Annotated in this window: 22 protein-coding genes; 7 read left to right on the top strand and 15 right to left on the bottom strand. The window is 50.3% G+C overall.

All coding sequences use genetic code 11. From position 1 onward, the window contains the following. Nucleotides 1–153: 153 nt before the first annotated feature. Together rimI and tsaB are read right to left on the bottom strand one after the other, a co-directional pair. Nucleotides 154–621 carry a ribosomal protein S18-alanine N-acetyltransferase gene (gene rimI, locus OIR97_RS17835; RefSeq protein ID WP_169543552.1) on the bottom strand — a complete coding sequence of 156 codons (468 nt, stop codon included), beginning with the start codon at nucleotides 619–621 and terminating at the stop codon, nucleotides 154–156. Continuing rightward, complete coding sequence (gene tsaB / locus OIR97_RS17830; protein ID WP_169543551.1) at nucleotides 618–1,325, bottom strand: tRNA (adenosine(37)-N6)-threonylcarbamoyltransferase complex dimerization subunit type 1 TsaB; 708 nt, start codon at nucleotides 1,323–1,325, stop codon at nucleotides 618–620. The genes rimI and tsaB overlap by 4 nt, the downstream gene beginning before the upstream one ends. Nucleotides 1,326–1,440: 115 nt before the next feature. Between tsaB and ddpX the strand changes: the two genes are divergently transcribed. Genes ddpX through OIR97_RS17815 form a run of 3 tightly spaced genes read left to right on the top strand, consistent with a single transcriptional unit; the run spans nucleotide 1,441 to nucleotide 3,852 of the window. Then, nucleotides 1,441–1,998 (top strand): D-alanyl-D-alanine dipeptidase, encoded by a 558-nt coding sequence (gene ddpX, locus OIR97_RS17825; RefSeq protein WP_169543550.1) that lies wholly within the window; start codon nucleotides 1,441–1,443, stop codon nucleotides 1,996–1,998. A gap of 14 nt (nucleotides 1,999–2,012) precedes the next feature. After that, nucleotides 2,013–3,074 (top strand): polysaccharide deacetylase family protein, encoded by a 1,062-nt coding sequence (locus OIR97_RS17820; RefSeq protein ID WP_169543549.1) that lies wholly within the window; start codon nucleotides 2,013–2,015, stop codon nucleotides 3,072–3,074. A 7-nt stretch (nucleotides 3,075–3,081) separates the two neighbouring features. Continuing rightward, nucleotides 3,082–3,852, top strand: coding sequence for an HpcH/HpaI aldolase family protein (locus OIR97_RS17815; RefSeq protein ID WP_169543548.1), 771 nt, complete (start codon nucleotides 3,082–3,084; stop codon nucleotides 3,850–3,852). On the opposite strand, the gene OIR97_RS17810 is transcribed toward OIR97_RS17815, so the two are convergent. The 6 genes from OIR97_RS17810 to OIR97_RS17785 form a co-directional block, all read right to left on the bottom strand. Then, on the bottom strand, nucleotides 3,837–4,868 hold the full coding sequence (locus tag OIR97_RS17810; RefSeq protein ID WP_169543547.1) for a glucosaminidase domain-containing protein: 1,032 nt from the start codon (nucleotides 4,866–4,868) through the stop codon (nucleotides 3,837–3,839). The genes OIR97_RS17815 and OIR97_RS17810 overlap by 16 nt on opposite strands. A 281-nt stretch (nucleotides 4,869–5,149) precedes the next feature. Next, a complete protein-coding gene (locus OIR97_RS17805; RefSeq protein ID WP_169543546.1) occupies nucleotides 5,150–5,638 on the bottom strand; it encodes a universal stress protein in 489 nt (162 codons plus the stop codon). 52 nt (nucleotides 5,639–5,690) lie between these two features. After that, nucleotides 5,691–6,659, bottom strand: coding sequence for a DUF2333 family protein (locus OIR97_RS17800; protein ID WP_169543545.1), 969 nt, complete (start codon nucleotides 6,657–6,659; stop codon nucleotides 5,691–5,693). A gap of 96 nt (nucleotides 6,660–6,755) precedes the next feature. Further along, nucleotides 6,756–7,754, bottom strand: coding sequence for a tryptophan--tRNA ligase (gene trpS, locus OIR97_RS17795; protein WP_169543544.1), 999 nt, complete (start codon nucleotides 7,752–7,754; stop codon nucleotides 6,756–6,758). Nucleotides 7,755–7,885: 131 nt separating this feature from the next. Continuing rightward, a complete protein-coding gene (murJ, locus tag OIR97_RS17790; RefSeq protein WP_169543543.1) occupies nucleotides 7,886–9,442 on the bottom strand; it encodes a murein biosynthesis integral membrane protein MurJ in 1,557 nt (518 codons plus the stop codon). Then, nucleotides 9,439–12,222 carry a [protein-PII] uridylyltransferase gene (locus tag OIR97_RS17785; RefSeq protein WP_169543542.1) on the bottom strand — a complete coding sequence of 928 codons (2,784 nt, stop codon included), beginning with the start codon at nucleotides 12,220–12,222 and terminating at the stop codon, nucleotides 9,439–9,441. The genes murJ and OIR97_RS17785 overlap by 4 nt, the downstream gene beginning before the upstream one ends. A 107-nt stretch (nucleotides 12,223–12,329) precedes the next feature. Between OIR97_RS17785 and OIR97_RS17780 the strand changes: the two genes are divergently transcribed. Then, complete coding sequence (locus tag OIR97_RS17780) at nucleotides 12,330–12,962, top strand: LysE/ArgO family amino acid transporter (protein ID WP_169543541.1); 633 nt, start codon at nucleotides 12,330–12,332, stop codon at nucleotides 12,960–12,962. Here the strand turns inward: OIR97_RS17780 and OIR97_RS18730 are convergent. Next, nucleotides 12,959–13,102 carry a GDCCVxC domain-containing (seleno)protein gene (locus tag OIR97_RS18730; protein WP_323373300.1) on the bottom strand — a complete coding sequence of 48 codons (144 nt, stop codon included), beginning with the start codon at nucleotides 13,100–13,102 and terminating at the stop codon, nucleotides 12,959–12,961. The genes OIR97_RS17780 and OIR97_RS18730 overlap by 4 nt on opposite strands. Here OIR97_RS18730 and OIR97_RS17775 point away from each other — a divergent pair. Then, nucleotides 13,055–13,288 (top strand): hypothetical protein, encoded by a 234-nt coding sequence (locus OIR97_RS17775; protein ID WP_169543540.1) that lies wholly within the window; start codon nucleotides 13,055–13,057, stop codon nucleotides 13,286–13,288. The genes OIR97_RS18730 and OIR97_RS17775 overlap by 48 nt on opposite strands. Before the next feature lie 4 nt (nucleotides 13,289–13,292). On the opposite strand, the gene OIR97_RS17770 is transcribed toward OIR97_RS17775, so the two are convergent. Continuing rightward, complete coding sequence (locus OIR97_RS17770) at nucleotides 13,293–14,069, bottom strand: glucose 1-dehydrogenase (protein WP_169544340.1); 777 nt, start codon at nucleotides 14,067–14,069, stop codon at nucleotides 13,293–13,295. A 90-nt stretch (nucleotides 14,070–14,159) separates the two neighbouring features. Next, nucleotides 14,160–16,829: a DNA mismatch repair protein MutS gene (gene mutS, locus OIR97_RS17765; protein WP_219821594.1), complete on the bottom strand. Its 2,670-nt coding sequence runs from the start codon at nucleotides 16,827–16,829 to the stop codon at nucleotides 14,160–14,162. Nucleotides 16,830–16,936: 107 nt separating this feature from the next. Here mutS and OIR97_RS18725 point away from each other — a divergent pair, with 107 nt between their 5' ends. Continuing rightward, complete coding sequence (locus OIR97_RS18725; RefSeq protein WP_169543539.1) at nucleotides 16,937–19,201, top strand: NADP-dependent malic enzyme; 2,265 nt, start codon at nucleotides 16,937–16,939, stop codon at nucleotides 19,199–19,201. 149 nt (nucleotides 19,202–19,350) lie between these two features. Then, nucleotides 19,351–19,950 (top strand): GNAT family N-acetyltransferase, encoded by a 600-nt coding sequence (locus OIR97_RS17750; RefSeq protein WP_169543538.1) that lies wholly within the window; start codon nucleotides 19,351–19,353, stop codon nucleotides 19,948–19,950. On the opposite strand, the gene OIR97_RS17745 is transcribed toward OIR97_RS17750, so the two are convergent. From OIR97_RS17745 to OIR97_RS17730, 4 genes are read right to left on the bottom strand one after another with little or no spacing between them, the layout of a single operon-like run. Then, the gene (locus tag OIR97_RS17745) at nucleotides 19,947–21,464 is read right to left on the bottom strand and encodes an AMP-binding protein (protein WP_169543537.1); all 1,518 of its coding nucleotides are present in this window, start codon (nucleotides 21,462–21,464) and stop codon (nucleotides 19,947–19,949) included. The genes OIR97_RS17750 and OIR97_RS17745 overlap by 4 nt on opposite strands. A 29-nt stretch (nucleotides 21,465–21,493) precedes the next feature. Then, on the bottom strand, nucleotides 21,494–22,819 hold the full coding sequence (locus OIR97_RS17740; protein WP_169543536.1) for an AmpG family muropeptide MFS transporter: 1,326 nt from the start codon (nucleotides 22,817–22,819) through the stop codon (nucleotides 21,494–21,496). 40 nt (nucleotides 22,820–22,859) lie between these two features. After that, the gene (locus OIR97_RS17735) at nucleotides 22,860–23,330 is read right to left on the bottom strand and encodes a cyclic nucleotide-binding domain-containing protein (protein WP_169543535.1); all 471 of its coding nucleotides are present in this window, start codon (nucleotides 23,328–23,330) and stop codon (nucleotides 22,860–22,862) included. A gap of 25 nt (nucleotides 23,331–23,355) precedes the next feature. Then, complete coding sequence (locus OIR97_RS17730) at nucleotides 23,356–26,004, bottom strand: ABC transporter transmembrane domain-containing protein (protein WP_169543534.1); 2,649 nt, start codon at nucleotides 26,002–26,004, stop codon at nucleotides 23,356–23,358. Nucleotides 26,005–26,147 lie beyond the last annotated feature (143 nt).

The following is a 26,147-nucleotide window of genomic DNA, read 5'->3' as shown; positions in this document are numbered from 1 at the left end:
AAAAAGTAGAGAGCCTTATAAAGTATGCCCTTAATATGTGCAATAGTTGGTAAAGAATAAAGGGGTATGCAAAAATACTTTTCTTCCTTGCCCGTATCTCGTCTTTCCAACTACTTGGAACTGATCAACAGTTTTTATCCATTTGTTGGTATTTCAATGAAAATTGTTTGAATTTAATGTCTTGCCCATGATCAGGGCATCAACCTTCTCTGCCGCTTCTGTGTAGTAGTTCTTGCGGCGGCCGGTCACTGAAAAGCCCATATTTTCATAGAGTTTTTGGGCCGAAAGGTTAGTCTCTGACACCTCAAGAAAAAGGGTTTTTATGTTTAAACCGGCGAGTTTTTCCTGACCTTTTTCAAGTAACCGGGCGCCAACAGTTCTATTCCGATATTCTGGAAGAACCCCGATCGTAATAATTTCAGCTTCGTCCGCGACAAGACGGTAAAAACAGAACCCGATGGGAGCGTGATCAAGGGAGGTGATTTGTATCAGTCCGCCCGGAACCGAGAGGAGGCTTTTAAAATCGGCCTCCGACCAGCCCGGATCAAAGCAGGCCTGATGAAGAACTGCGATGACAGGGGCGGCTGTTTCTTCTGTCAGATAATCGTGGGAGAGCCTCATTCTTTTCCCTTGAAAGGATCGATGCCACCGGGAAGTTTGGCGTCTGGAGAGCGTAAATAAAGCGGTGCGGGTGGCTCTGTAGCCGTTTCAAAACCGCGAAGGGCAGCGATGCGTCCCAGACGAGAGGCAGCAGGATTTTCCGGTAGATCCAGAATTTCGAACGAAAGCGCCCGCAGCATTCCTGCCTCTTGAAGAAGTCCGGCGCCGCTTCCCAAAAGAACGAAGGGCTCTTTTGGTAAAAAGTCGGTTACATTTTTAATAGGAACGGCTCTGGCGGGGGCCAGCGGGACCGGTGAGGTGGCAAGAGTTTGTGGATCAAACGACTGAAGATAGACTTCCTGTCGCCGGGCATCGATGGCGATGGTTACGGGGCGCGTTTGATGCTGATCCGCTGAAACCGACGCTGCCAGTGCTTCAAGTGTGGTTATACCAAGGGCGGGGATTCCGGCGGCCAAAGCCATGCCCCGCGCTGCGGATAAGCCAATTCGCAATCCGGTGAACGTGCCGGGCCCGACAGAGACAGCAATACCATTGAGTTGGGCAAAGTCAATCTGGCACTCTGTCATCATGTCCCGAACCATGGGAAGAAGCTTCTCCGCATGTCCGCGCGCTCTCGGCTCACTTCTTTCAAGAAGTATCTCGGTGTTTTCCATAAGGGCCACCGAGCAGGCGTTGAGTGCCGTATCAAGTGCAAGTATCTTCATTGCCTTTAAGTCCATGTCCCTGTAGGCTTTTGTCCGCGTGAAAGGCTAGGCCATATCACACCTTAAAGCACCTGTCTGGTGGAAAAAAAGAATTTGAGCATTTCACAGGGATGTTATGACACTTGTAGAGATTACCAAAGCTCACTTTGATGTGGCGCTGGATATTCGCTATGCGACGGATAATAATTTTACAGGCGCCCCCATTTATACCCGCCAAGCCTGCTATTTGAATGAAGAGGCGGCTGATAAGCTGGCCACTGCAATCCGCCTTGCCAAATCCATGGGATATCGGTTCAGGCTCTTTGACGGTTTTCGACCAACTGAGGCAGTTCAAGCGTTGTGGGACCATACACCCAATCCGCATTATCTGTCCCATCCTGCCAATGGTTCGCCGCATTCGCGGGGGGCGGCAATTGATCTGACATTGCTGGACGAGATGGGAGAGGCTTTGGATATGGGGACTGAGTTTGACGCCATGACGCCCCTATCCCATCATGGGGTCACGGAAGTGTCAGAGGAAGCCCAGAAAAATAGAGCCTTGCTGCTTGGGATCATGAGTGCGGCCGGCTGGGATTTTTATATGAACGAATGGTGGCATTATCAGTTGTTCAAACCGCGCCGCTTTGCGACCTTGTCTGATAAGGCTGCGGGAACAAGAATGATGCAGGAATAACATAGAGACCGCTTATGAAGAAAAATACGAAAATGACGAAACTGGGACATGTCAGCCGGCAGATATTATTGGCTGCCAGCGTATTCATGCCTTTGCTCGCGCTGCCCGGCCTGGCGGCGGCGGCTGATTGGGCCAGCGTTATTATGTATCATCGATTTGGCGATGGTAAATATCCCAGCACCAATATCAAACTCGATCAGTTCAAAGAGCATTTGCAGGAACTGAAGGCGCAAAAATACACGGTTCTGCCGTTGGGTCAGATCGTCGATAAAATCCAAAGTGGTCAGGCTCTCCCAGACCGTACCGTTGCGATTACGATCGATGATGCGTATTTGTCGGTCTATGAAAATGCCTGGCCCCTGCTGAAAGAAGCGGGATTCCCCTTTACGATTTTTACGTCAACAGATGCCCTGGATAAAAAAATCCCGGACTATATGAGCTGGGAGCAGCTTAAAGAAATGGTCGATGCAGGTGTTTATGTAGGGCATCATACAGCGACCCACCGGCATTTGCCGGCGCTTAGTATCGAACAGGTGAAAGAAGACATTCAGCGCGCCAGCGCAAGTTTTGAAAAACAGCTTGGTTTTGTCCCCGGTATATTGGCATATCCTTACGGGGAATATGGCCGCGAAATTAAAGAAGTGGTCAAGCAAGCTGGATTTAAAGCAGCCTTTGGGCAGCAGTCCGGTGTTTTTTATTCTGGATCTGACATGTACGGGTTGCCCAGATTTGCCTTGAGTGAGGCCTTTGGCTCAATTGGTCGATTGCGTTTGGCCGCGAATGCCATGCCGCTGCGGGTCAAACAAGTGATGCCAAAAGACAATATTTTGAAGCGAAATCCGCCCGCCTTTGGATTCACATTGGCGGAACAATATTCTAACCTGAACCAGTTGTCCTGTTTTTCGTCTAACCAGTCCGGCGGCGCCGTCCCGATCGAACGGTTAGGGGACGCCCGGATTGAGGTTCGATTGAGTAAAACCTATTCCGCCGGTCGCGGACGGATCAACTGCACATTACCGGGGCCGGAAGGTCGGTATCGCTGGTTCGGTGCCTTATTTTATATTCCAAGGAGATAACGCCATTATGAACCGCATTGGTAAGGTAAAAAAAGCGTTGGCTGCAGGCCAGAAAGCCAAGGGCTGCTGGTTGTTCACCGGATCGGCCGATATGGCAGAAATAATTGGCGGTGCCGGTTTTGATGCCATTATGATTGATCACGAGCATGGTAGTGGCAATTTATCTCAGGCAATCGATCAGCACCGTGCCATTCGGTGTGCGGGTGATACCAGTGTTTTGATGCGCATTCCGTCCAACGACCCGGTTGCCGTAAAACGGGCGCTGGATGCCGGGATGGAAGGGATTATGTTTCCTGCTGTGAATACGGCAGAGCAAGCCCGTGCGGCCGTTGCCGCCTGCCGGTATCCGCCAAACGGCACCCGCGGTGTTGGTCTTGGTGCGGCACGGGCCGCTGCTTATGGGCGCGACAAGGAACGCTATCTTGAAGAATTTGAAGACAAGCTTCTTATTATTTGTCAGATCGAAAGCAAGGAGGCGGTCGGCAATATTGAGGAGATCGCGGCTGTGGACGGCGTTGATATGCTGTTTATTGGGCCCTATGACCTGTCAGGCAGTATCGGCAAACCCGGCTGGTTTGATGATCCAGAGGTCATCAAACAATTTGAAGATGCTCGCAATAGAATCAAGGCAAGCGGTAAATGGCTTGGTTGTATTTCGAGTGGTGCCGGGCGGACCCGCGAAATGTTTGCGGAAGGTTTTGATTTTCTTCTGTGTGCGGCCGAGACAACTCTGGTTTCGACCGGTGCCCAGGAACTTCTTGATCAGTTGAAAAGCTGAGCAACCTCTTCTTTTTTGAGGCTGGCATTGTCAAATTGATCAAGGCTGTTGACCCGGATGAGCATTTGCAATGTTGCCGTATAATCGTCGCCGCGCTCTGAATAGGATTGCAGAGCCGTGGCGACGTCATAGCCATTGGCTTTTCCATACAGACTTTTCAGAAAAGAACGCTGCTGGCGAAATTCTTCATAGGCGCTGAAACTGTTCAGGTTCCGGGCGTAATCACGAATTGACGACACAAGAGCATCATACGCTTTAACTTCGTAGTTCGCGCCTTCTTCCCGCTCAACCGGAATAAGGCCGTCTCCCGTAGACCAGACCCGCTGGCCAAAAAGGGCGTTGCCTTCACGGGCAAAACGAGAGGTTCCCCAGCCGCTTTCTTCAATGCTTTGTGCCAAAGCGAGAGAGACCGGAATTGTATCGACCCGTGCAGACAAGTCAGCGAGGTTTTTTGTGCTGCCATTATATTTCTTCGCCAGACGGCGCAACCAGCGTTTGTCCTTCGAACTGATATTCTGTCGGTAAGATCGCGCGGTTATAATGCGTTCAAGACGTTGTCGCTCGGCCTGGATCTCTTCGTTGACTTTTAGAATGAGGGGAAGCGCTAAAGACAAAAAGACCCGTTTTCGTTCGTCAACCTGAGTGATGTCCAGAATATCGACGGGCATCTGCTCAACAAAATACCGGGGAACTTCCCGGCCAAAACGGATGGCATCCAGATCAAAAGACATGCCAGACCATTTTTGGTCCAGAGACACGACGTTCACCTGATGGGGTTGCTCTATATATGGCAGGTCTGCAGGTCGGGTTAAAGGAACCGGAACAGATAGCATCGCCAATTTGTCTGGATCGACCGCGTCAGTCGAAACCACGGCATAGGGCTTTGGCATTTTTGCGGCGGCACTTTGCTGAGACGGATAAGTACCGAAATCAGTTGCCACGTAAAGACCAGCAACGCCCAATACGAGCACTGTGGCAAGTCGAGCTGATTTGAATAAAGTCGTTATCTGATGCATTAAGATTTCGTCACACAAGTTGTACCCGTCGAAACGAGCCTGATTGTAACACTATATTCAGTATTATACAACATTCAAGCATACTAAATAGGGTGTATTTACCTCAAATTTGGGGTAATTCCTCTACAAGAGTTGGGGACTATGTCCTAACAAAAAACGAAATGCAAGTTTTCCCTTAGCAGTGAGAATTGCCACTGTTAATCAATTGTTTACCATATTAGTTTTTTTGAATTTTTCGACAGGGGAAGCTTAAAAAAAGAAAGTGATTCATTTTCTGGGCGTTAGGTGACGGCGTCCAGTTGTTTGTCACTCAGGTTCCCCGGAATAACCGTAATCGGGACCGCAAAGGTGCCTGACATCTCGCCAACAAGGCTTTTGACCAAGGGTCCGGGCCCCCCGGAATCGGGAGAGGCGGCAAGGACCAGAATACGGATATCTGGATCCTCTTCAATAAGCGCCAGAAGCTCGTCCTTTTTATACCCATCCCGGATAACGAATTCTGGAACAATATTTGTGTCCCGGCGAATGTCGTCCGCAAGGGATTGGAGCAATTCTTCAGCGGCTTCCCGGGCTTCTTCGCGCATGACTTGCTCGACGCCCATCCAATGCTGAAAATCGGGAGGTTCGATCACGTATAGGAGAATTACGCCACCGCCCACATGCCAGGCCCTACGGCAGGCAAAATGGATTGCAGATTTACATTCGGGTGTCTCATCAACAACAACAAGAAATTTGTTGCGCCGTCCAGGAGACAGGGTTTCATCGTTCATGAAACTTCCATTTGTAATTTCAATCAGCGCTATCCTGCCACCATCAGCGCCTCTATTTCAAGAGAATGTTGCTAATTTCGCGGAGTTGGGTCCGGGCCCGCAAGATATAGAAACCTTGAACAGCCAGATGATTGGGGAAAAGTTGACCATCAGTTTTGGCATTTGAGATGACATAGGGGTCCAACTCGACAATTGAGCGAAAGCTCACCAGCATCTGGTTCCAGGCGTTGCCAAGTTCTCGCTCGCGGATCAGATTTTCAAAATCCTGTGAAAGGGCCGTAAGGACAGTGTAATAGGCATAGGCCTGACCTTTGAAACCGTAAAACAGGTCATCAGCTTCAAAATCCACATAGGCGCCGGCATTTTCGGCGATATGTTTGTCAATAACGGCGGTTGAAGAGCCGATATCTGATGCAATCCTGTTCAGGGTCGCCTGCAGATTGTCCCCTCTTTTTTCAAAAACCGCCCGGCCATCCGCCAGGCGCTGATTGTATGAAATGAGGGCTTTTCGGGCTTTGTTATATTGCCGTTCAGAGGAGGCGGTTGGCAGCAGAGAAACGGTTGGGTCCCAACTCCAGACAGTACCGGAATATTGTAGAAGTCCTGCCGCGGTTTGCAGGTCTTTGTCGGTTTGGCTGGATCCTCTGGTCCGACCAATCTGATCGGTCAGTTCGAAGCTGAACCGTGCCAGTGCAGACATAATGCCCTGTTGATAATTAGGCATGTTATCCAACAGCGCGCCCGGCATGAAAAAAGGATCATTGGAGGTCCAACTGTTTTGATTGATTTCCCGGTCAATCAAGCCTGCGGCAACTTCAACGGCCGCACTTCCACCCTTAACGGTATTTCTTTCCGCAGGCAGAAAGGTCAGGTCGTCATTGATTTTGTGGATCCAGATCATTCCACCCACATAATAACCAAAGACAATCAGCAGAAGGATCAACAGAAATGGTCGCCAGCGGGATAACAGTTTGATTTTACGTGTACCCTGGGCTTCGCCGCCCGTTCCGATTTCACTCATGGTGTCTGCCCTGCTTTTTGCTTGGGTGTGAATAAATCCTCTAAAGATGTAAGCTTAGACAGGGAAAGTTACAAGTTTTCCCTGTCTAAGCTTGTGTTACGCGCCCAGAAATCCAACGATTTCTTTCACTTCTTTTATGATCGGGTTGGCAATGGCCGACGCGCGTTCTGCGCCTTTCGCCAGGACGTCATCCACATAGGCGGGATCGGTCATCAGGCGTTTCATTTCCTCACCCACGGGGCCAAATTTTTCAACGGCCAAATCTGTCAATGCGGGCTTGAACACTGAGAATTGCGATCCAGCATATTCCTTCAGTACATCCGCTTTGGACTGACCAGACAGGGCGGCGTAAATACCAACCAGATTGGCAGCTTCCGGACGATCTTCCAGACCGTCAACAGTCTCCGGCAGGGGATCCGCGTCCGTCCGGGCCTTTTTGAGTTTACGGGCAATGTCATCCCGTCCGTCGGTCAGGGCAATGCGCGAATAATCACTTGGGTCTGATTTGGACATCTTCTTGGACCCATCGCGCAAGGACATAACCCGTGTTGCTTCGCCAAATATCAGCGGCTCAACGATGGGAAAAACCTCTTTGCCAAAATCGTTATTGAATTTTTGCGCAATATCCCGTGTCAGTTCCAGATGTTGTTTCTGGTCCTCGCCGACGGGCACATGGGTTGCCTTATACGCCAGAATGTCCGCTGCCATCAGGGACGGATATGCATAAAGGCCAAGTGAGGCGTTTTCTCTGTTTTTCCCGGCTTTTTCCTTAAACTGGGTCATCCGGTTCAGCCAGCCAATACGGGCGACACAGTTGAAAATCCAGGCTAGTTCAGCATGGGCGTGAACGGCGCTTTGCGCGAAAATGATGGACTTTTCAGGATCAACACCGGCGGCAAGGTACGCGGCGGCAACTTCGCGGGTATTGTTGCGAAGTTCATTTGGTTCCTGCCATACCGTAATTGCATGCATGTTCACGGCACAGTAGATGCATTCATAATCATCTTGCAGACCGACAAAATTACGGATTGCGCCCAGATAGTTACCCAGATGCAAATTACCAGTAGGCTGTACGCCAGAAAAAATACGAGACATAAAACGCTCCTCACGCTTTGGACACGGGCCCGGGGTTGCGGTTTCCACCTGAAATCCGCCCGGGCTGGAGAAATGGGACAATTCCCAATAGAAAACGGGTTATTGCAGGGCCCTCCGCGTTCGTCAACTGCCTAGGTACTTTTTTGCCGGGAGAGCATCGATTTTATGTCTGAAAGTTGGGCCGCGCCGAACAGAAAGGCAGCGATCGCGAAGACGAGACCACCGCCAAGGACCAGAACGGCCAGACCGACAATCTGAAGAAGAAGGGGACCTTGAAGCAGGGGAGACAGAAAAGGTTGTATGAAATAGAGGCACGCCGCCATCCACCCACTGGATAAGAGCGTTGCACTGACCCGCAGCCAAAGACGTCTGTCGGCTTTGTACTGGCCTTTGCGCCTGAGCATTATCAGCAGGGTTAACGCGTTCATCCACGCTGCTACAGAGGTTGCCAGTGCAATGCCGATATGGGCGAGGTTTTCAAGCAGTAGCAAACTGAGGGTTACATTGATGATCATGGCAATGACCCCAATGACCACCGGTGTTACGGTATCTTCACGGGCAAAAAAACCTGGCGCATAGACTTTGGTCAGCACATAAGCGGGAAGACCGCTCGAGAAGGCAATCAATGCTTCCGAGGTGATCCGGGCGGCGTCAGAATCAAACGCGCCATGTTGAAACAGAACAATAACGATCGGTTCTGCAATCACCATCAATGCCGCTGTGGCTGGCAGGGTAAACAGCATCGACAGTTCAACAGCCCTGTTCATGGTATCGAGGGCAGGGCCGTTATCGCCAGCCCGTAACTGGCGCGACAGCATCGGCAGTAACGCCGTACCAACGGCAATTCCGATAACACCGAGCGGCAACTGGTAAATCCGGTCTGCATAATAAAGGGCTGAAATGGAGCCTGTCGCGAGCAATGAGGCGATAATGGTGCCCACGAGAATATTGATTTGTAAAACGCCAGCCCCCAGCAGGCCGGGGAGCATTAACTGAAACAGGCGTTTGATTTGTGGGGTAAATCGAGGCTTGCGCAATGGAGGGAAAATATTTTCTTTTTTGCAGGCGATGACCAGATAGATAACCTGGGCGACACCTGCGGCTGAAACGCCCCAGGCCAGAACCAGGCCAGCCTCGTATACGGGAAACAGGATCTGCATGACCAGAAGGCCGCTTAATATGATATTGAGCAGGATCGGCGCAGCCGACATGGCCGCAAAGCGGTAAATCGCGTTTAACATTCCCCCAAGCAAAGCGACAACCGCCATTGCAATCAGGTAAGGGAATGTAATGCGGGTATAGGTAACGGCCAGATCAAACCGATCGCCACCAATTTCAAAACCCGGCGCAAGATATTGCATGATTAAGGGCATGAAAACCATGAAGGCGATGGAGAATATAAGCAGAAAACCGGTCAGGAAACCGAGCGCATGGGAGGCAAATTCCAGCGCATCTTGCGTATCACCATCTTCCAGTTTTCGCGAAAACAAGGGGACAAATGCGGCTGAAAATGCGCCTTCCGCGACCAAGCGGCGAAACATGTTCGGAATGCGAAACGCAACAAAAAACGCGTCTGAAACCGGACCTGCGCCCAGAACAAATGCAACAAGGATATCACGGGTAAAGCCCAATATGCGGCTGACCATAGTAAAGCCACCAACGGTGGCGACAGATCGAAAGAGGCTCACGATGTATTCTTTTCCAAACTGGTGGTTTTACTTTTTCTGGTCTTTTTCTTTTCTGTCCCTTCAAGGGCAAGAATAAGTTTGCGTTCGATATTCTTTATCTTCACTTTGTTGGTGATTTTAAGGCCAAACATGTCTTTCACGTAAAAAACGTCAACCACCCGTTCACCGAACGTGGAGATATGAGCCGACGCAATTGTAACCGATAATGTAAACAAAGTGCGGGTCAAGTCAGCCAGCAGACCGGGTCGGTCCCGCCCGCGTACTTCAATAACAGTATGGATATTGGAGGCAACATTATTGACCAGAACCGACGGTTCTGCCTTAAAGACACGGGTTCGACTGGGGATTGATGTTTTTGTGCGTTTTTCCAGTTCCAGATGCGCTTTTACTTTACCGCTCAGGGTGTCCCGGATCGTTGTCCGCAGTTTGTCCATGCGGCGATACACATCCCCTTCATGGTCCTGGACAACAAAACTATCCAACGCCATGCCATCGGTTGTCGTGTGAATTTTTGCGTCGACAAAATTGGCCCCGGACAGGGACATGGCCGCCGCAATTCGGGCGAACAGACCCGGGTGATCGCCTGTATAAACCGTGACTTCCGTAACGGAACGAAATGGGTCACTATGGGCTTCGATCGTTAAGGTGTCGCCGGCTGCATCTGCTTTCTTCAACATTTCCGCATGGAGGATCTGAGTCTCAAGACTGGTGGCAACCCAGTAAGACTCGTAAAAACGATCCAGATGCTTGTCCATTTCCTCTTCGGACCAGTTCGGCAATGCGGCCCGTAATTCCTCTTTTTTGTGGCGCGCCCGATCGGCCCGTCCTTCAGAGACATGGCCGCCGGTCAAAGCCGTTTCGCTTGCGTAATAAAGCTCTCGCAGTAATTGTCCTTTCCAACCATTCCAGACATTCGGACCGACGGCGCGGATATCGACAACAGTAAGAATGAGAAGGAGTTTTAATCTCTCCGGGCTTTGGACGATCTGCACAAAGTCGGCAACTGTTTTGGGGTCTGCGATGTCCCGCTTGAAAGCAACATTGCTGAAAAGAAGATGGTACCGAACCAGCCAGGCGACTGTTTCCGTTTCAGACCGGGACAGGCCAAGGCGTGGACAGACCTTTTCCGCAACCTCTGCCCCCAGAACAGAGTGATCGCCGCCGCGTCCTTTTGCGATGTCATGCAAAAGCACGGCAACAAACAAAACATTTCTGGAAATGATTTTGGGCATAATGCGATGGCTGAGAGGATGGTCTTCTGCCAGCGCGCCCTGTTCGATTTGCGCAAGGATACCAATGGCGCGAATGGTATGTTCGTCCACCGTATAGACATGGTACATATCATGTTGCATTTGTGCAATTACACGGCCAAAATCCGGAATAAATCGCCCGAAAACGCCGGCTTCACTCAGGCGCCGCAAGGTCGTTTCAGGATCTTTTTTACTGGTTAGCATTTCCAGAAATAATCGATTGGCTTCTGGATTGAGCCGGACTTTTCGGTTGATCAGTTTCAGGTTCTGACGAATAAGGCGCAGGGCTTCCGGATGGACATCGAAGTCTTTTTGCTGGGCCACATGGAAAAGGCCAAGGATCTTGACCGGATCTTCCTTGAATTCTTCTTCTGAAATGAAGTTTAGCCGGCCCCCTTCTGCCGAATAGCCTTTGACCTTTCGTCTTAGAAGGCCGAGCCCGGGAATGGGGAGGCGGTTCTTTTTCTGTTGTTCTGCTTCCAGATTGGCACAGAATATTCGGGTCAGATCTCCCACATCCTTTGCCACCAGAAAGTAGTGCTTCATAAAGCGTTCAACGCCCAGCGCCCCGGCGTGATCCTTATAGCCCAACCGGGACGCCAATTCTGTTTGGACATCGAAGGTTATGCGTTCTTCCGGCCGATCCGTCAGGTAATGCAGGTGGCAGCGGACCGTGCGCAGAAAATTTGAGGCTTTCTGAAACCGCCGCCGTTCAGCCTGTGTAAATGCGCCGCGAGACAGCATTTCAGGAATACTGGTCGTGCTGTAAATAAATTTGGCAATCCAGAAGAGTGTCTGGATATCTCGTAGGCCGCCTTTGCCTTCTTTGATATTAGGCTCGACGACGTATCGCGAGTTTCCGAACCGTTCGTGGCGTTCGTCGCGCTCTGCAAGTTTTGCTTCGATAAACTGCTTTCCATTGCCGGAAATAATGTCTTTGAAATACTTTTCCCGCAATTCGTTGGACAGGTCCTGATCTCCCCAGACATACCGTGCTTCCAGCAGGGCTGTTTGTATGGTGATGTCTTTTTTCGCAAGGCGGATACATTCATCCGGTGTCCGGGTGGAATGCCCCACCTTCAGTCCAAGATCCCAAAGAAGGTACAGGCAAAACTCAATGACCTGTTCACACCATGATGTTTGCTTGTACGGAAACAGAAAAAGCAGATCAACATCGGAATGAGGTGCCAATTCGCCCCGTCCATAACCACCTACGGCCAACAGAGAGAGTTTTTCCTCTGAGGTGGGATTGTTTAATGGATATACGTGAACACTCGCTACATCGTAAATGGTTCGGATTAACTGGTCGATCAGAAAGCAGGTCGCATGCATGGAAGGACGGCCTTTATTATTGGCCATGAAACGACGTTTGATTTCAGCCTGTCCACTGGACAATGTATCTTTCAGCAGTTGAAGAAGAGCGGTACGAAAATCAAACCCTTGCGGGTCATGTTCTTCTGCCAGTTTACTGATTTGGGCGACGATTGTCTTGCGATCAAAGATGGCTCGCTGATTGGGAACTTTATCCATTCGGTTTCAATTCTTGCGCTTCTTCGTGTTGCTGTATAGATTTTTTATATCACATTCGGACAGTTTATCAGTAACTTCCTCCTGATTTTGGGAATTTCGACGAATATATGTCAATTGCAGCTTTCGCAAATGGCGCGCTTCTCGGCGGCGCCTTGATTATTGCCATTGGCGCCCAGAATCTATTTGTTCTGCGTCAGGGAATTGCACGGGATCAGGTTTTTATCGTGTGTCTGATTTGTTCGTTGATTGACGGCACATTGATTGCGGCGGGCGCGTTGGGCCTTGGGACATTGATTGCGACCCTGCCCTGGCTGGTGACGCTGGCAAGTTGGGGCGGTGTAGCATTTTTGCTCATTTTCGGGGGGATGGCATTGTTCCGTGTGTTTGTCCCAAAACCGGTTGATACGTCGGTCGACGAGCCACCGACCTCCAGTGTTAAAAAAGCGATCATGCTGACGCTGGCCTTTGGATTACTTAATCCGCATGTCTATCTGGACACAGTCATTTTGCTGGGCGGGATTGCATCGGCCTATGCGTTTGATCTGCGTCTGTTTTTCGTTGCCGGGGCGGTTCTTGTGTCTTTTGCCTGGTTCTTTTTCCTAGGCTATGGCGCGCGGCTCATGGCGCCGCTTATGAAGCATCCAGCGGGCGCACGGTTTCTGGATCTTCTTGTGGCTGTCATGATGTTTGCTGTTGCGGCCAGTCTGGTCCACGATCAGATGATAAAGGGCGCTTTTTAACAGCAGTCTTTTCCCTGTTGGATGGGCGGGCAGGCAACATCACCATAGCTGCAAAAAACGCAGCAATCGCCAGCTTTCGGTTTTAAAAGGGATTGGCAGCCCTTGCAGTCGTAAAACCATTGGCAGGCATCGACAGGCATGGTTTCCGTTTCAACATGTCCGCATTTGGGACAGGTGATTGTGGATGCGGGAATAAAATTCATGACGCCCTCAAAAGATCAAACGGCCAACTTTGTGGTCCTGTTTTCAACAGCATGGCGGGCTTGATTGCCCTGTCAGCCTATCGTAACGGGGAAAGGCTGGCAGGGCGAATAACATTCTGGTGACGCGTTAGACGATTGTCTGACCACCATCTATGACCATGGTGTGACCGGTCATGAAACTTCCGGCTTTTGACGCCATGAATACGGCGGCACCCGCAATTTCTTCAGGTTCGCCAATCCGTTTCAGGGGTGCCCGGGATGTCGCTTTTTTAAGGATTTCGGGATTTTCCCAAAGGGCACGGGCAAAGTCAGTTCGAATGAGGCCAGGGGCAATCGCATTGATCCGCACGTTATCCGGTCCATGTTCTACGGACAGGTTGCGCACGAGCTGCATATCAGCGGCCTTGGAGATGCAATAAGCCCCCAATTCCGCAGAACCTTTCAATCCACCGATAGAGGAGACAATAATGATGGCACCGTCTTTGCGCGCCTTCATTTCCGGCAAGACCATATTACAAAGCCAATGGTTTGATTTGATATTGGCGCTCATAATTTTGTCAAACGCATCATCCGGGCAATCCATTGCTGGTCCGAAGTACGGGTTCAGGGCTGCATTACACACCAGAACATCGATCTGGCCCATTTTCTCGTGCGCTTCGTCAACCAGGTTCTGAAGGCTTTCCTTCGAGTTAATGTTTACGGGAATGACGATCGCACTTCCGGCGCATCCATCGGGAAGGCTGGTATTGATTTCTTTGGCGACTTCTTCGCAGACATCTGCTTTCCGGCTGGAAATCGTGACTTTTGCACCGGCTAGCGCCATCTGATGTGCAATTGATTTTCCGATCCCTTTACTGGACCCTGTGATAACAACATTTTTCCCGGTTAAATCAAACATCAGGATACTCCCATTTTCTTTTTTATTGTATTTATCTGACTGATAAACGCAGATTAAAGGCAAATTGATAATTTGTCATCTTTATGTTGCGCTGCGTTATTCGGGCGGTAAAAGTCCTTTTAATTCATAAAGTAAGGTCTGCGCCTCTCGCGGGGAAAGATCGTCAATGCTGATCTCTTTCAGTTTTTCCTCAACATCAGAAGGACCGTTGGATGAGGCCGGTTGAGACACTTCTTCAACAACAGCTGCAAATAGTGGCAGATCATTGGCAAGACGGGTTGTTGCTGAATTCTGGTCTTTCTCTTCAAGATGGCTGAGAACGCTTTCTGCGCGTTTGACAACGGCTTTGGGCAAACCCGCCAGTTTTGCAACCTGAATACCATACGACCGATCAGCAGACCCTTGACCTACTTCATGTAGAAAAATCACATCACCTTTCCATTCCCGGACCAGCATACAATGATTGGACAATGCCGGTAATTTGGCGGAAAGGGCTGTCAATTCATGATAGTGGGTGGCAAACAGTCCGCGGCATTTATTAATGTCATGGAGATTTTCCACCGTGGCCCACGCAATGGACAGGCCGTCAAACGTGGCAGTACCGCGGCCAATTTCATCCAGAATAACCAAGGCGCGTTCACCGGCCTGATTGAGAATGGCAGCGGTTTCCACCATTTCGACCATGAAGGTCGAACGCCCGCGCGCCAGATCATCAGCAGCTCCCACACGGCTGAATAATCGATCAACAACCCCAATATGGGTCTTTTCGGCAGGGACGTAGGCACCAATTTGGGCAAGCACGGCAATCAGGGCATTCTGCCTCAAAAAGGTACTTTTACCCGCCATGTTCGGACCGGTTAAAAGCCATAATCGGTGATCATCGCTCAGGCTACAGTCATTGGCGATAAATTTACCTTCATTGCCGGCTTCAAGGGCAGCTTCAACAACGGGGTGACGGCCACCTTCAATATCGAACTTCAGGCTGTCATCAATCAGCGGCCGACTGTAATTTTTTTCTACGGCAAGTTCCGCATGGCTTGCCGCAACATCTAACGAAGCCATGGCTTCAGCCGCAGACAGGATCTTGCTCGCATGGGCAAGAATAGTCTGGTTCAAGCTGTCGTACAGTTCCATTTCAAGGGCAAGCGCCCGTTCTGCCGCCCGCGAGATCTTATCTTCAAGTTCTCCCAGCTCCACCGTTGTATAGCGGATGGCGTTGGCCATGGTTTGACGATGAATAAAATCGTCGCCCATATTGTCAGCAAACCGAGGCGTAACCTCGATAAAATAACCCAGAACATTGTTATGTTTGACCTTAAGCGAGGGAACGTTTGCTTTGGCGGCATAGTTAGCCTGAAGGTTGGCAATATGTCGCCGGCTTTCATCGCGCAGCGCCTTTAGTTCGTCCAGATCGAGCCTGTAGCCCTTGGCAATAAAGCCGCCATCGCGGGCGAGAAGGGGCAAATCTGCAGACAGGGCCCGGGTCAGTTCGTCAACAAGATCAGCGTGAAAGCCAAGCTGTTCTGCCGCAGCGTCAATTCCCCGGCGTTCAGTATCGATATCCAGTTGGCTCAACGTCGCACGAAGGTTGGCCGTTTCAGCAAGCCCATCCCGAACAGCCGCCATATCACGGGGGCCGCCGCGTCCAAGCGACAATCGGCTGAGGGCGCGTTCCATATCGGGGCATCGGCGCAGGATCGTGCGCAGTGCTTCGCGCCGGGCATTGTCGCGGACAAAATAATCCGTCATTTCCAGCCGGTAATAAATATCATCGGGCCGGGTAAGCGGACTGGACAAATCAGCACCCAGCCTGCGGGCGCCGGCCCCTGTGATGGTTCGGTCAATAACCCACAGCAGACTACCCTGCCGCTCGCCGTTCATGGTACGGGTCAGTTCCAGATTGCGGCGGGTTGCCCCATCAATGGACATAACATCGGTTGATGCCTGCTTTAAAGGGGCTTTGATGTGCGGAAATTTGCCTTTTTGGGTGAGCTCGACATAATCAACCAGCGCCCCGCAGGCGGCAAGTTCAGCCCGGTTAAAATGGCCAAAAGCATCCAGCGCAGAAACTTTGAAAAGGGCCTTCAGCCGCCGTTCCCCATTCTGGCTGTCAAAACGGACCGAGGGAAGGGGAGTCAGTTCTTTGTCCCAATCTTCAAAAACAGGGCCGAGTTGAGCATCGTCGAGCCATTTATCCGATAACAGGATTTCACCCGGCATCAGGCGGGCCAGTTCCGTCTGGATGTCCAGTTCCGCGACAGTGCTGTAAAAAAATTCGCCGGTCGACATATCCGCCCAGGCAAGAGCGTGATCTTTTCCGACCCGCGCAACGGACGCGAGAAAGTTATGAGAGCGGGCATCTAGAAGATTGTCTTCTGTAATTGTGCCTGGCGTGACCAGCCTCACCACATCGCGGGCCACAACGGATTTGTGACCCCGTTTTTTTGCTTCGGCCGGGCTTTCCGTCTGTTCGGCAACGGCCACCCGGTGGCCTTTGCGGATCAGGCGTTGAAGATACCCATCTGCTGAATGAACTGGAACCCCACACATCGGTATGTCCAGCCCGTCATGCTTTCCGCGTTTGGTCAGGGCTATGTCAAGGGCCGCCGACGCAATTTCAGCGTCTTTGAAAAACAGCTCATAGAAATCACCCATGCGATAAAAAAGAAGGCTATCAGGATAGCCTTCCTTTATTGCTAAATATTGCGCCATCATGGGCGTGACAGACTTATTCTGTTGCGACTTTGTTTTTACTACTGTAGGCATGAATGAAAACTATCATAGACGCCGGTTTTGCCAACTCATTTGTCAGAAATTTTTTTTAACGGAGAGTTTGGTCGCCGGGACAAGAAAGAAACTGAGGAAACAGTGAAATGAGTGACAAGCGGGATTCCAGCCAATATGACGAAGCGCTGCGATATCATGCGCAAGGTAAACCAGGTAAGTTAGAGATTGTTGCGACCAAAGCCGTTGCAACCCAACATGATTTATCACTTGCCTATTCTCCGGGGGTCGCGGCACCCTGTCTGGCCATAGCAGAAGACCCGGATACTGTTTACGATTTTACAACCAAAGGAAACCGGGTTGCGGTTATCTCGAACGGAACGGCTGTTCTGGGTCTTGGTAATCTGGGGGCCCTTGGCTCTAAACCCGTGATGGAAGGGAAAGCGGTTCTTTTCAAACGCTTTGCCGATCTGGATTGTTTTGATCTGGAGCTGGATACAGAAGATGTGGATGAATTCGTTAACTGCGTCCGCTTGATGGGCCCAAGTTTTGGCGGCATAAATCTAGAGGATATCAAAGCCCCCGAATGTTTCATCATTGAACAGCGTTTGCGCGAAGAAATGGATATTCCCGTTTTTCATGATGATCAGCACGGAACAGCAATTATCTGTGCGGCCGGAGTGATTAACGCGCTGGACCTGACGGGCCGTGATATAAAAAATACCAAAGTTGTCGTAAATGGCGCAGGCGCCGCTGCGATTGCCTGCCTTGAATTGATCAAGGCGATGGGCTTGCCGCATGATAAAGCCATCCTGTGTGATACCAAGGGTGTGATTTACAAAGGCCGTGAAATCGGCATGAACCAGTGGAAATCGGCCCATGCTGTTGAAACAGAAGCGCGGACGCTTGAAGAAGCAATGGTCGGTGCTGATGTCTTCCTGGGCCTGTCCGTCAAGGATGCGGTGTCTAAGGAAATGGTCAAGGAAATGGCAGCCAAACCGATTATCTTTGCCATGGCTAATCCTGATCCGGAAATCCGCCCGGAAGAAATTGCTGAAGTGCGGGGGGATGCAATTGTTGCAACAGGACGCTCTGATTATCCCAATCAGGTAAACAATGTGCTGGGTTTTCCGTATATCTTCAGGGGGGCGTTGGACGTGCGTGCAACAACCATCAATGAAGAAATGAAAATTGCAGCCGCCGAAGCCATTGCAGAACTGGCGCGCGAAGATGTGCCGGATGAAGTGGCCGCTGCTTACAAGGGAAACCGGCCCGTTTATGGTCCAAATTATATCATTCCTGTGCCGTTTGATCCGCGTCTGATTACGCATGTGCCAACAGCGGTTGCCAAAGCGGCGATGGATAGTGGCGTTGCCCGCAAGCCGATCATTGATGAAACAGCCTATCGTAACATTCTGCGGGCACGACTGGATCCAACCGCCGGATCGTTGCAGTTGATCATGGATGAAGTTCGCGCCGCGCCGCGCCGTGTGGTTTTCGCGGAAGGTGAGGAAGAAAAGGTTATCCGGGCCGCCATTGAATTCCAAAAAGCCGGATATGGTGTTCCTATTTTGATTGGCCGTAAAAAGTTTATCGAAGAAACCATGTCGGAAATAGGAATCGACAGCCTAGAAGGTGTCGAGATTTACAATGCCCGTGAAATGGAAGATCGCGAGAAATATCACGATTTTCTCTACAAGCGTTTGCAGCGTAAAGGTTATATCTTCCGGGATTGCGTGCGACTGGTGAACCGGGATCGGAATATTTTTGGTGCCTGCATGGTTGCCCTTGGGGATGCCGACGCCATGGTAACGGGCGTAACCCGTCGTTTCTCTGGCGCGTATAAAGATGTTCGTAAAGTTATCGATGCAAAAGAAGGTCAGAATACTATTGGTGTATCCATTGCGGTTGGCCGGGATAGAACGGTTTTTATTGCCGATACAGCTGTAACAACCCTGCCCGATGCAAGCGAGCTTGTAAAAATTACCAAAGAAACAGCGGAAGTTGCGCGCAGGCTTGGTCATGAGCCGCGGGTTGCCTTACTGTCTTATTCAAACTTTGGCAATCCAGCCCATGTGACTTCTGAACAAATCCGGGAGGCCGTTCGGATGCTTGATCAGGAAGAACTGGATTTTGAATATGATGGTGAAATGTCCGCAGATGTGGCGTTGAACCCCGATATCATGGCGCTTTATCCGTTCTGCCGCCTGTCTGGTCCGGCGAATGTCTTGATTATGCCGGGTCTGCATTCTGCGCATATTACATCCAAACTGATGCCAGTGCTTGGCGATACCGAAGTTATTGGACCGCTGCTGGTTGGTTTGTCCAAGCCGGTGCAGATTGTGCCGATTGGTGCGACGGTTTCTGATCTTGTTAGTATGGCCGCGCTGGCTGCACATGAGGCTGGTCAGTAAATCCGCAGATCAATTTGATGCTTTTGAAAAGCCGCCTCGAAAGGGCGGCTTTTTTTTTGGCACTGTATGAAGTTGTCAATTGGCTCTTTCGCGGCGGGGCAATCCTTTTTAAACACAGGCAACGGATGTCTGTTTTTTAGGAAAATACCATGCCTTGGATACACCCTGTGACGTTATCGGACGCGCGTGTCTCGTTGATGCCTTTGTCCCACGATCACCATGATGATCTTGTCGAAGCCACACAGGACGGAGACCTTTGGACGCTTTGGTATACCAGTATTCCGGATCCTCACACGATGCGAACAGAAATCGACAGGCGGCTGGGGTTGCGCGAGGCGGGGACAATGATGCCCTTTTCCATTGCCCAGACAGAAAGCGGAAAAGTGGTCGGGATGACAACCTACATGAACATTGATGAGGCTAACCGGCGGGTGGAGATCGGGTCAACCTGGTATCGGAAATCCGTTCAGCGTTCCGGACTGAACACCCACGCCAAACGGTTATTGCTCGCTCATGCCTTTGAAACACTGGGGGCCGGGGCCGTTGAGTTTCGGACCCATTTCTTTAACAAGCAAAGTCGTGCTGCGATCGAACGGCTGGGCGCTAAACTGGATGGTATCCTGCGCAACCACATGATCCTGCCGGACGGATCCCGGCGGGATACATGTGTTTACAGCATTATTGAAAATGAATGGCCTGCTGTTCGCACGCATCTGGACTATCAGATTAATCGGCCCAGGATCCGTTAGTTTTCTAACCTTTTGCGAAGGTCTGTTTTAAGGACCTTTCCATAATTGTTTTTGGGTAATGCTTCGAGCATGAAATATTCTTTGGGTCGCTTGAAGCGAGCCATGTGCTCGTTGCAAAAGGCGTCCAGCGTTTGCGGATCAACAGACGCGCCTTTTGCCAAAACAAGGAACGCAACGGCTTCTTCTCCCCAGTCGGGATGACGGCGACCGACGACAGACACTTCGTCGATTTTGGGATGGGTGAGCAGGACTTCTTCGATCTCTCGTGGATAGATGTTCGTGCCGCCGGAGATAATCAGGTCTTTTGATCGGTCTTTCAACGTAACAAAGCCATCTTCGTCAAAGCATCCCATATCGCCGGTATAAAGCCAGCCGTCTCGAACGGTATCCCGGGTCGCTTCCTCATTTTTCCAGTATCCCAGCATCACTACATCGCCGCGCACGATGATTTCGCCAACAGTACCGGGGGAGCAGGGGCGGCCTTCTTCATCGACAATCCGAACCTCCACATCGGTGCGTTCGGTACCGACGGAGGCCAATCTTTCTGCCCGCCTTGGATGGTTGTGATTCTCGCTGAGTTCCCATTGGGTCAGGACAGTGATGGTCATGGGCGCTTCGCCCTGTCCGTATATCTGACAGAATTTAGGGCCAATGGCGTCCAACGCGCGTCGAATATCAGCCTCATACATAGGCCCGCCGCCATAGACGATCAGCTTGATATTTTCCGTATTTGCTCCTGCAAAAGCGTTACTGCCGATCAGGCGGTGGATCATCGTCGGGGCAAAGAAGAAGCAGGAATTGGGATAATGGGCAATCAGGTCCAGTGTTTCGGCGGGATCAAAGCCACCGCTTTCCGGCGTTACCTGTATACCGGCTTTGGCAACAAGTGGAATACCGTATATGCCCGATCCATGGGTTTGCGGCGCTGCATGGATGACGGCGTCACCCGGATTAATCGGGGTCACATCGGAAAAATAGCTGGTCGTGCAGCTAAGAATATTTCTATGGCTCAGCATGGCGCCCTTGGGCTTGCCTGTTGTGCCAGATGTATAAAATAACCATGCCAGATCATTAGGCGCCGCATCTTCAAGAGGCAGCGCGGGTCCTGCACATAAAGCGGCATAGTCTGGGTCAGTGATATCAAGAACGGGTGTATCAGAACCAAGGGGGGCCAGCGTGCTGGCCAATTCGGGTGTCGCAATACACAGGCGGGCTTCGGAATTTTCCAGAATATAGGCGAATTCACTGATATGGAGTTTTGCGTTCACTGGAACCGCAACAAGGCCTGCATGCCAAACAGCAAATACTGAAACCCAGTATTGTGGATGGTTTTTCATAATCAAGGCAACCCGGTCCCCTTTTTGAAGACCTTTGCTGTGCCTTAATCCATAAGCGAGTGCCGCAACCTGATCGGCAAATTGGCGATAGGTTGCGACTATTTCTTTTCCGTGGGCCAAAGCCGCATGGTCTGGAAAAGTCACGGCTGTTCGAACTAAAAAGTTAGCGATATTCATGTGTCCCCCCGGATCCTTTCAGGATCTCTTTATTGTAGCGGCTCTTTAATGGCCGTTTCCGGTCTTGTCGTATGACCTTCTTTTGTAAGCCACCATAATAACAATAAGCCGGGGATCGCCGCTAGTGTTGTTATTAGAAAAAACTCAACCCAGCCGAATTGTTCAGCAAGCCAGCCGCCCGGACTTGAAAACCAGATGCGCGCGGTCGCCATGAATGAAGAAAGCAAAGCGTATTGTGTGGCGGTGTAGGAGATGTTGCACAGGCTTGAAAGGTAGGCGACGAACGCGGCTGTTCCCATGCCGCCCGCCAAATTCTCAATCCCAACCGTTAAGGATAATACAGTAATGTCATTGCCCGCTAGAGCCTGAACAGCAAACATCAGGTTTGAGAAAAGCTGAAGAAACCCGCAGACCCAGAGGGTTTTGTAGAGGCCGGTCGCTGCCATTAACCAGCCCCCAAGGGCCAGCCCGGCAAAAGTTGCGATCGTGCCATAAACTTTACTGACATTCGCAATGTCGATCTTGGTGAAACCCAGATCGTAAAAAAACGGTGTGCTCATGACGCCAGCAAGGCTGTCCCCGAATTTATACAGCATGACAAAGAGTAAAATGGGTATCCAGCCTGGCCGTGACATGAATTCGCTTAACGGTTTGACTACCGCGTCGACAATCCATTTTTTATAGGCAGCAAGCCGGCGGCTTCCGGGCTCAAACTGAACGGTCGTCAAAGCTTTATGTGTTTCAGGTTCGCGGGACATCAAAATGGTGATCACGCCAACAAGAACGAAGGCTGCCATGATGGTGAAGGTGATCGACCAGCTGACTGTCGTCGCTAGATAAAGAGCCCCGGCACCTGACACCAGCATTCCGATACGATAGCCAAAAACAATAGCCGCGGCACCGGCCGCCATACTGCGCTCATCACATATCTCGACCCGGTAGGCATCGATGACAATATCCTGACTGGCCGATGAAAAGGCGACCAGAAAAGCCAGACTGGCGGTCAGAAGAATATTTTCGGACGGGCTGGTCAAACCCAGCCCGACGATAGAAAGGATCAGACAGATCTGTGTCAGGATCATCCAGCTTCTTCGCCGCCCTAAAAGCGGCCCCAAAACGGGCAAAGGAAGTTTATCAATCAGCGGTGCCCACAGGAATTTGAGGGCATAGGGGGTGCCGACGCTCGACAGAAAACCAATGGCCGTAAGAGCAGTTCCCTCTTCGCGTAACCACAAAGATAAAGTTGTCCCGGTCAGGGCAAGGGGAAGGCCGGATGAAAAACCAAGGAACAGGATCGCCAGAACGCGGGGATCCCGATAGATGGCAAAGGCTGACAGCCAGTTAGGCAGAGACATTTTAATACTTCTTGATGGCAGAGGGAAAAATCACGGACACTTAGTCTTCGCCATCGTATTTTTGCAGGCTTTCTTTGGCTTTTTGCAGCTCTTCTGTTGTGCGGACCAGTCGTTCCGCCAGAACACGCATCATTTCGATCGACATTTCAGGGAACTCTGTAATCATCCGAAGAAACTGGTCTTTCGTAATTTTTAGGGTGGTCAGTTCGGACGCAGCTTTGATCGTTGCTGTTCTGGGAATATTGATCAGGATGGAAATTTCTCCGACCACATCATTCTTTTTCATTGTCGCAACCGTGATCGGACCGGATGGCGTATTGACCACGACGTCCGCTTTGCCGTTCATGATAACATAGGCAGCTTCCCCCATTTCACCTTGCTGACAGACAAAATCACCGGCCTGGAAAATGACCCGTTCCGAGGTGAAGGCAAGCAGTTTCACTTTCGAGGGGTCTGCTTTTGCGAACAAAGGTATCTGTCGTAGGGTTTCCACCTCTTCTCTTAAGTCCACCGGTTCTCTCTCCTATAAATGTTCGTCAGGCACTGAGCAGTTTGAATTGCTCGCCGTTCTTCTGAAGGTGATCAAAATTTCCAGATTCCGTAATTACCCCGCCATTGATGACAACTATATGATCAAACAGATAGGCCATTTCAGGTTTTTCAATCGACCAGATAACTGAACGACCTTCAAATTCTGACAGAATATTTTCAGTGATGCGTTGCTGGGTGCGGTTGTCGAACGTTGCTGTTGCCTGACTGAGAACCAGAATATCTGGTCGTTTTAGAATGGCTCGGGCAATACACAATTTTTGTCTTTGATTTTCATTTAGCCGGGCCCCGCCAGCACCAACCCTGAAATCCAGACCCACTTTAATGATCGTCCGTTTCAGTTCCATTTCATCAACCACGGCCGCCAGCAGGCCACCAATTTTTTCAGCCGCCTGTGCAAAGCCGTAAGAGATTTTGCCAAACAGGATATTATCCTGAATATTAGCAGCCGCATTATAGGTGTTTTCGTCAAAAAACGCGATGCTGCCCTGTAGATCTTCTGGCAGATGGTCAACGAACTGTTTTCTGGCTTCGACAATTTTTTCCTGAATTTCATCTGTAACAACACCCAAGCGATGCCTTGAAGGGATCACTTTGAACGGCAATGACATAAAACGGAGCCGGTCTTCTTCGCGCAGTTGGTGCAGGTTGTCAGCGTTCACACGGCTGAGAATAGCCTGATATTCTGGCAATTCGTCGGAGGAAATAAATCCATAAAGTTGGAAAAATTCATGATCAGGAGGCAGGTCAGCAAACAATTCAACCATCAGGGAAGCGACCTGAAAGCCCATTTTCAAAAACGAGTCTGTCAGGTCAGCATCGTCAATGACCTGTTGGACATAAGAGTTCTCAGCAAGGCGTTCCATATCGAAGGCACTATCAACCGGGGTTCCGAATAACAGGTTTTCGCCAAGCGTGGCATTGGTATTGTATTTTTCCTTGGAGAAGGCTTCGACCAGATTTGCAAATGCCGTATCCGCAGTCAGCTTTTCATAAAAACGTTTTCTTGCCCCAAGGATCAGTTGGGCAATCTCCGGATCTTCTATCGGGTCGAGGGTGCTTCTCAGGCCGAATTGATAAACATCTTCTCCCAGATCAACCATGTGCAGGACGTCAATCGCCCGATCATGCAACCCTTTCAGATCTTCAACATTCGCACTTTCGAAGTCGATCCAGTCGGCACCAAAATCATCCGGTGAGTTTCCTGTTAACAGAATTTCTTTGACATCTTCTTCACGAAATTCTTGCTCTTCCCCTTCAAACAGGACCTCGCGCAAGGGGCGGTGCTTTAAGCTGAAAAACAGATTTTCGCCAATGGTGGTGTTAAACACATAGCCACTTTGGCCCAGATAGGAAATTCTCCGTCCGATAACGGCTTCCGATGCTTCGGAAAAATCAAGATTTCCAACAGTTACTTTGCCGCGGTCAGGATCAATGAGACGGGATAAAACCTGTGTCAATGCTTCACGGCCGGAGCCTGCCTGTCCAACAATGGCAACCCGTTTGTCGAGGGCCAGTTTTAGGTTCAGGCCTTCCAGCTGGGCCGAGCCCGTATCGTCAGAAAGAACAATGTTGCTGGCAACCAACTCACCTTTCAGCTGCGGAATTTCTTCAGGCTCGACAAGCTGGTTGCTTTCATCGCGCATTCCAGCTGGCTCAAACTGTTCGACGACCTGTTCATACTTGATCCGGGCATCCTCACGGCGCTGGTAATAAGAGAGCAGTTCTTTCCAGGGGGCGGCCATCTCCTTATGGGCGGAAATCGCCGCAACCAGCGTACCGATTTCAAGATTACCATTGATAACCATCGTGCCGCCAAGCGCGTAGAAGAAAAATGGTCCCAGTTGCTGAATGAAGTTGTTGAGGAATTTGATGATGAATTTCAGCAGGTAAATCCGGTACCTGACTTTGAAGATCCGACCCAGCTGATACGTGAAGCTTGCGCGAAGATAATTGGAGCCGTCATGGACGTGAATTTCCTGTACAGCGGCGACAGTTTCGCCGATCTGATCAGACAGGACGCGAACCAGGCGCACCCTTTCCTTACCCAGTTGGTTGACTTTCTTCTGTAGCTTGGGAATGAAATAGGCCTGCGCGGGATACAGGGCAATTGCTGCGAGAGCCATATAAACATTTTGCACTAGCAGAAAACTCATGATGACAATCAGGTACCCGCCTTGAAAAGCGGGGAGCGCAAAGGCTTCACCAATGAAACCACCCAGCGGCTCAACCTCGGCCGTGATCATGGGAATGATTTCCCCCGAGCTTTTTTTGCGGAAAGTCGGCAGGGGAAATCTCAGAATGCGACTGTATAATTCATAGCGCAATCGGCGTAGCATTCTTTCGCCGGTGACACCCTGATACACGTTGATGGCGTATTTAAAACATTGATTGATAATGACCAGCAACAAAAAGGCACTGACCGAAACATATAAAAATTCTTTTTGATCAATTTCAAAGCCAAGGACTTCAACGGGGAACAGAATGTCTTTTGCCTGAATTGCCTGATCGATGATGATTTTGGGGAGTTCGAGATAGTAGTAGAGAAACGGGAAGGAAGCGAATGACATAAGTGTCAGAATAATCTGCTGCTTTTTGCTGTGTCGCAAAATATACTTATATATGCTGTGTTCCATACAACGCAGTCCATTTCAGCCAATTGCAGGTCATCGCATGATCCCTGTCCTGGCCATTCCCCGATTTGGTTATAGCCGTTAACACTGTTTCAAAATTAGAGATGATGCAACCATAAATAAGTTCCAAGCTCTGAACACTTTTT

Origin of the sequence: Sneathiella aquimaris (assembly GCF_026409565.1) — a bacterium.
GTDB lineage: Bacteria > Pseudomonadota > Alphaproteobacteria > Sneathiellales > Sneathiellaceae > Sneathiella > Sneathiella aquimaris.
The sequence above is the reverse complement of the archived record's forward strand: the minus strand, read 5'-3'. Positions and strand labels throughout refer to the sequence as shown.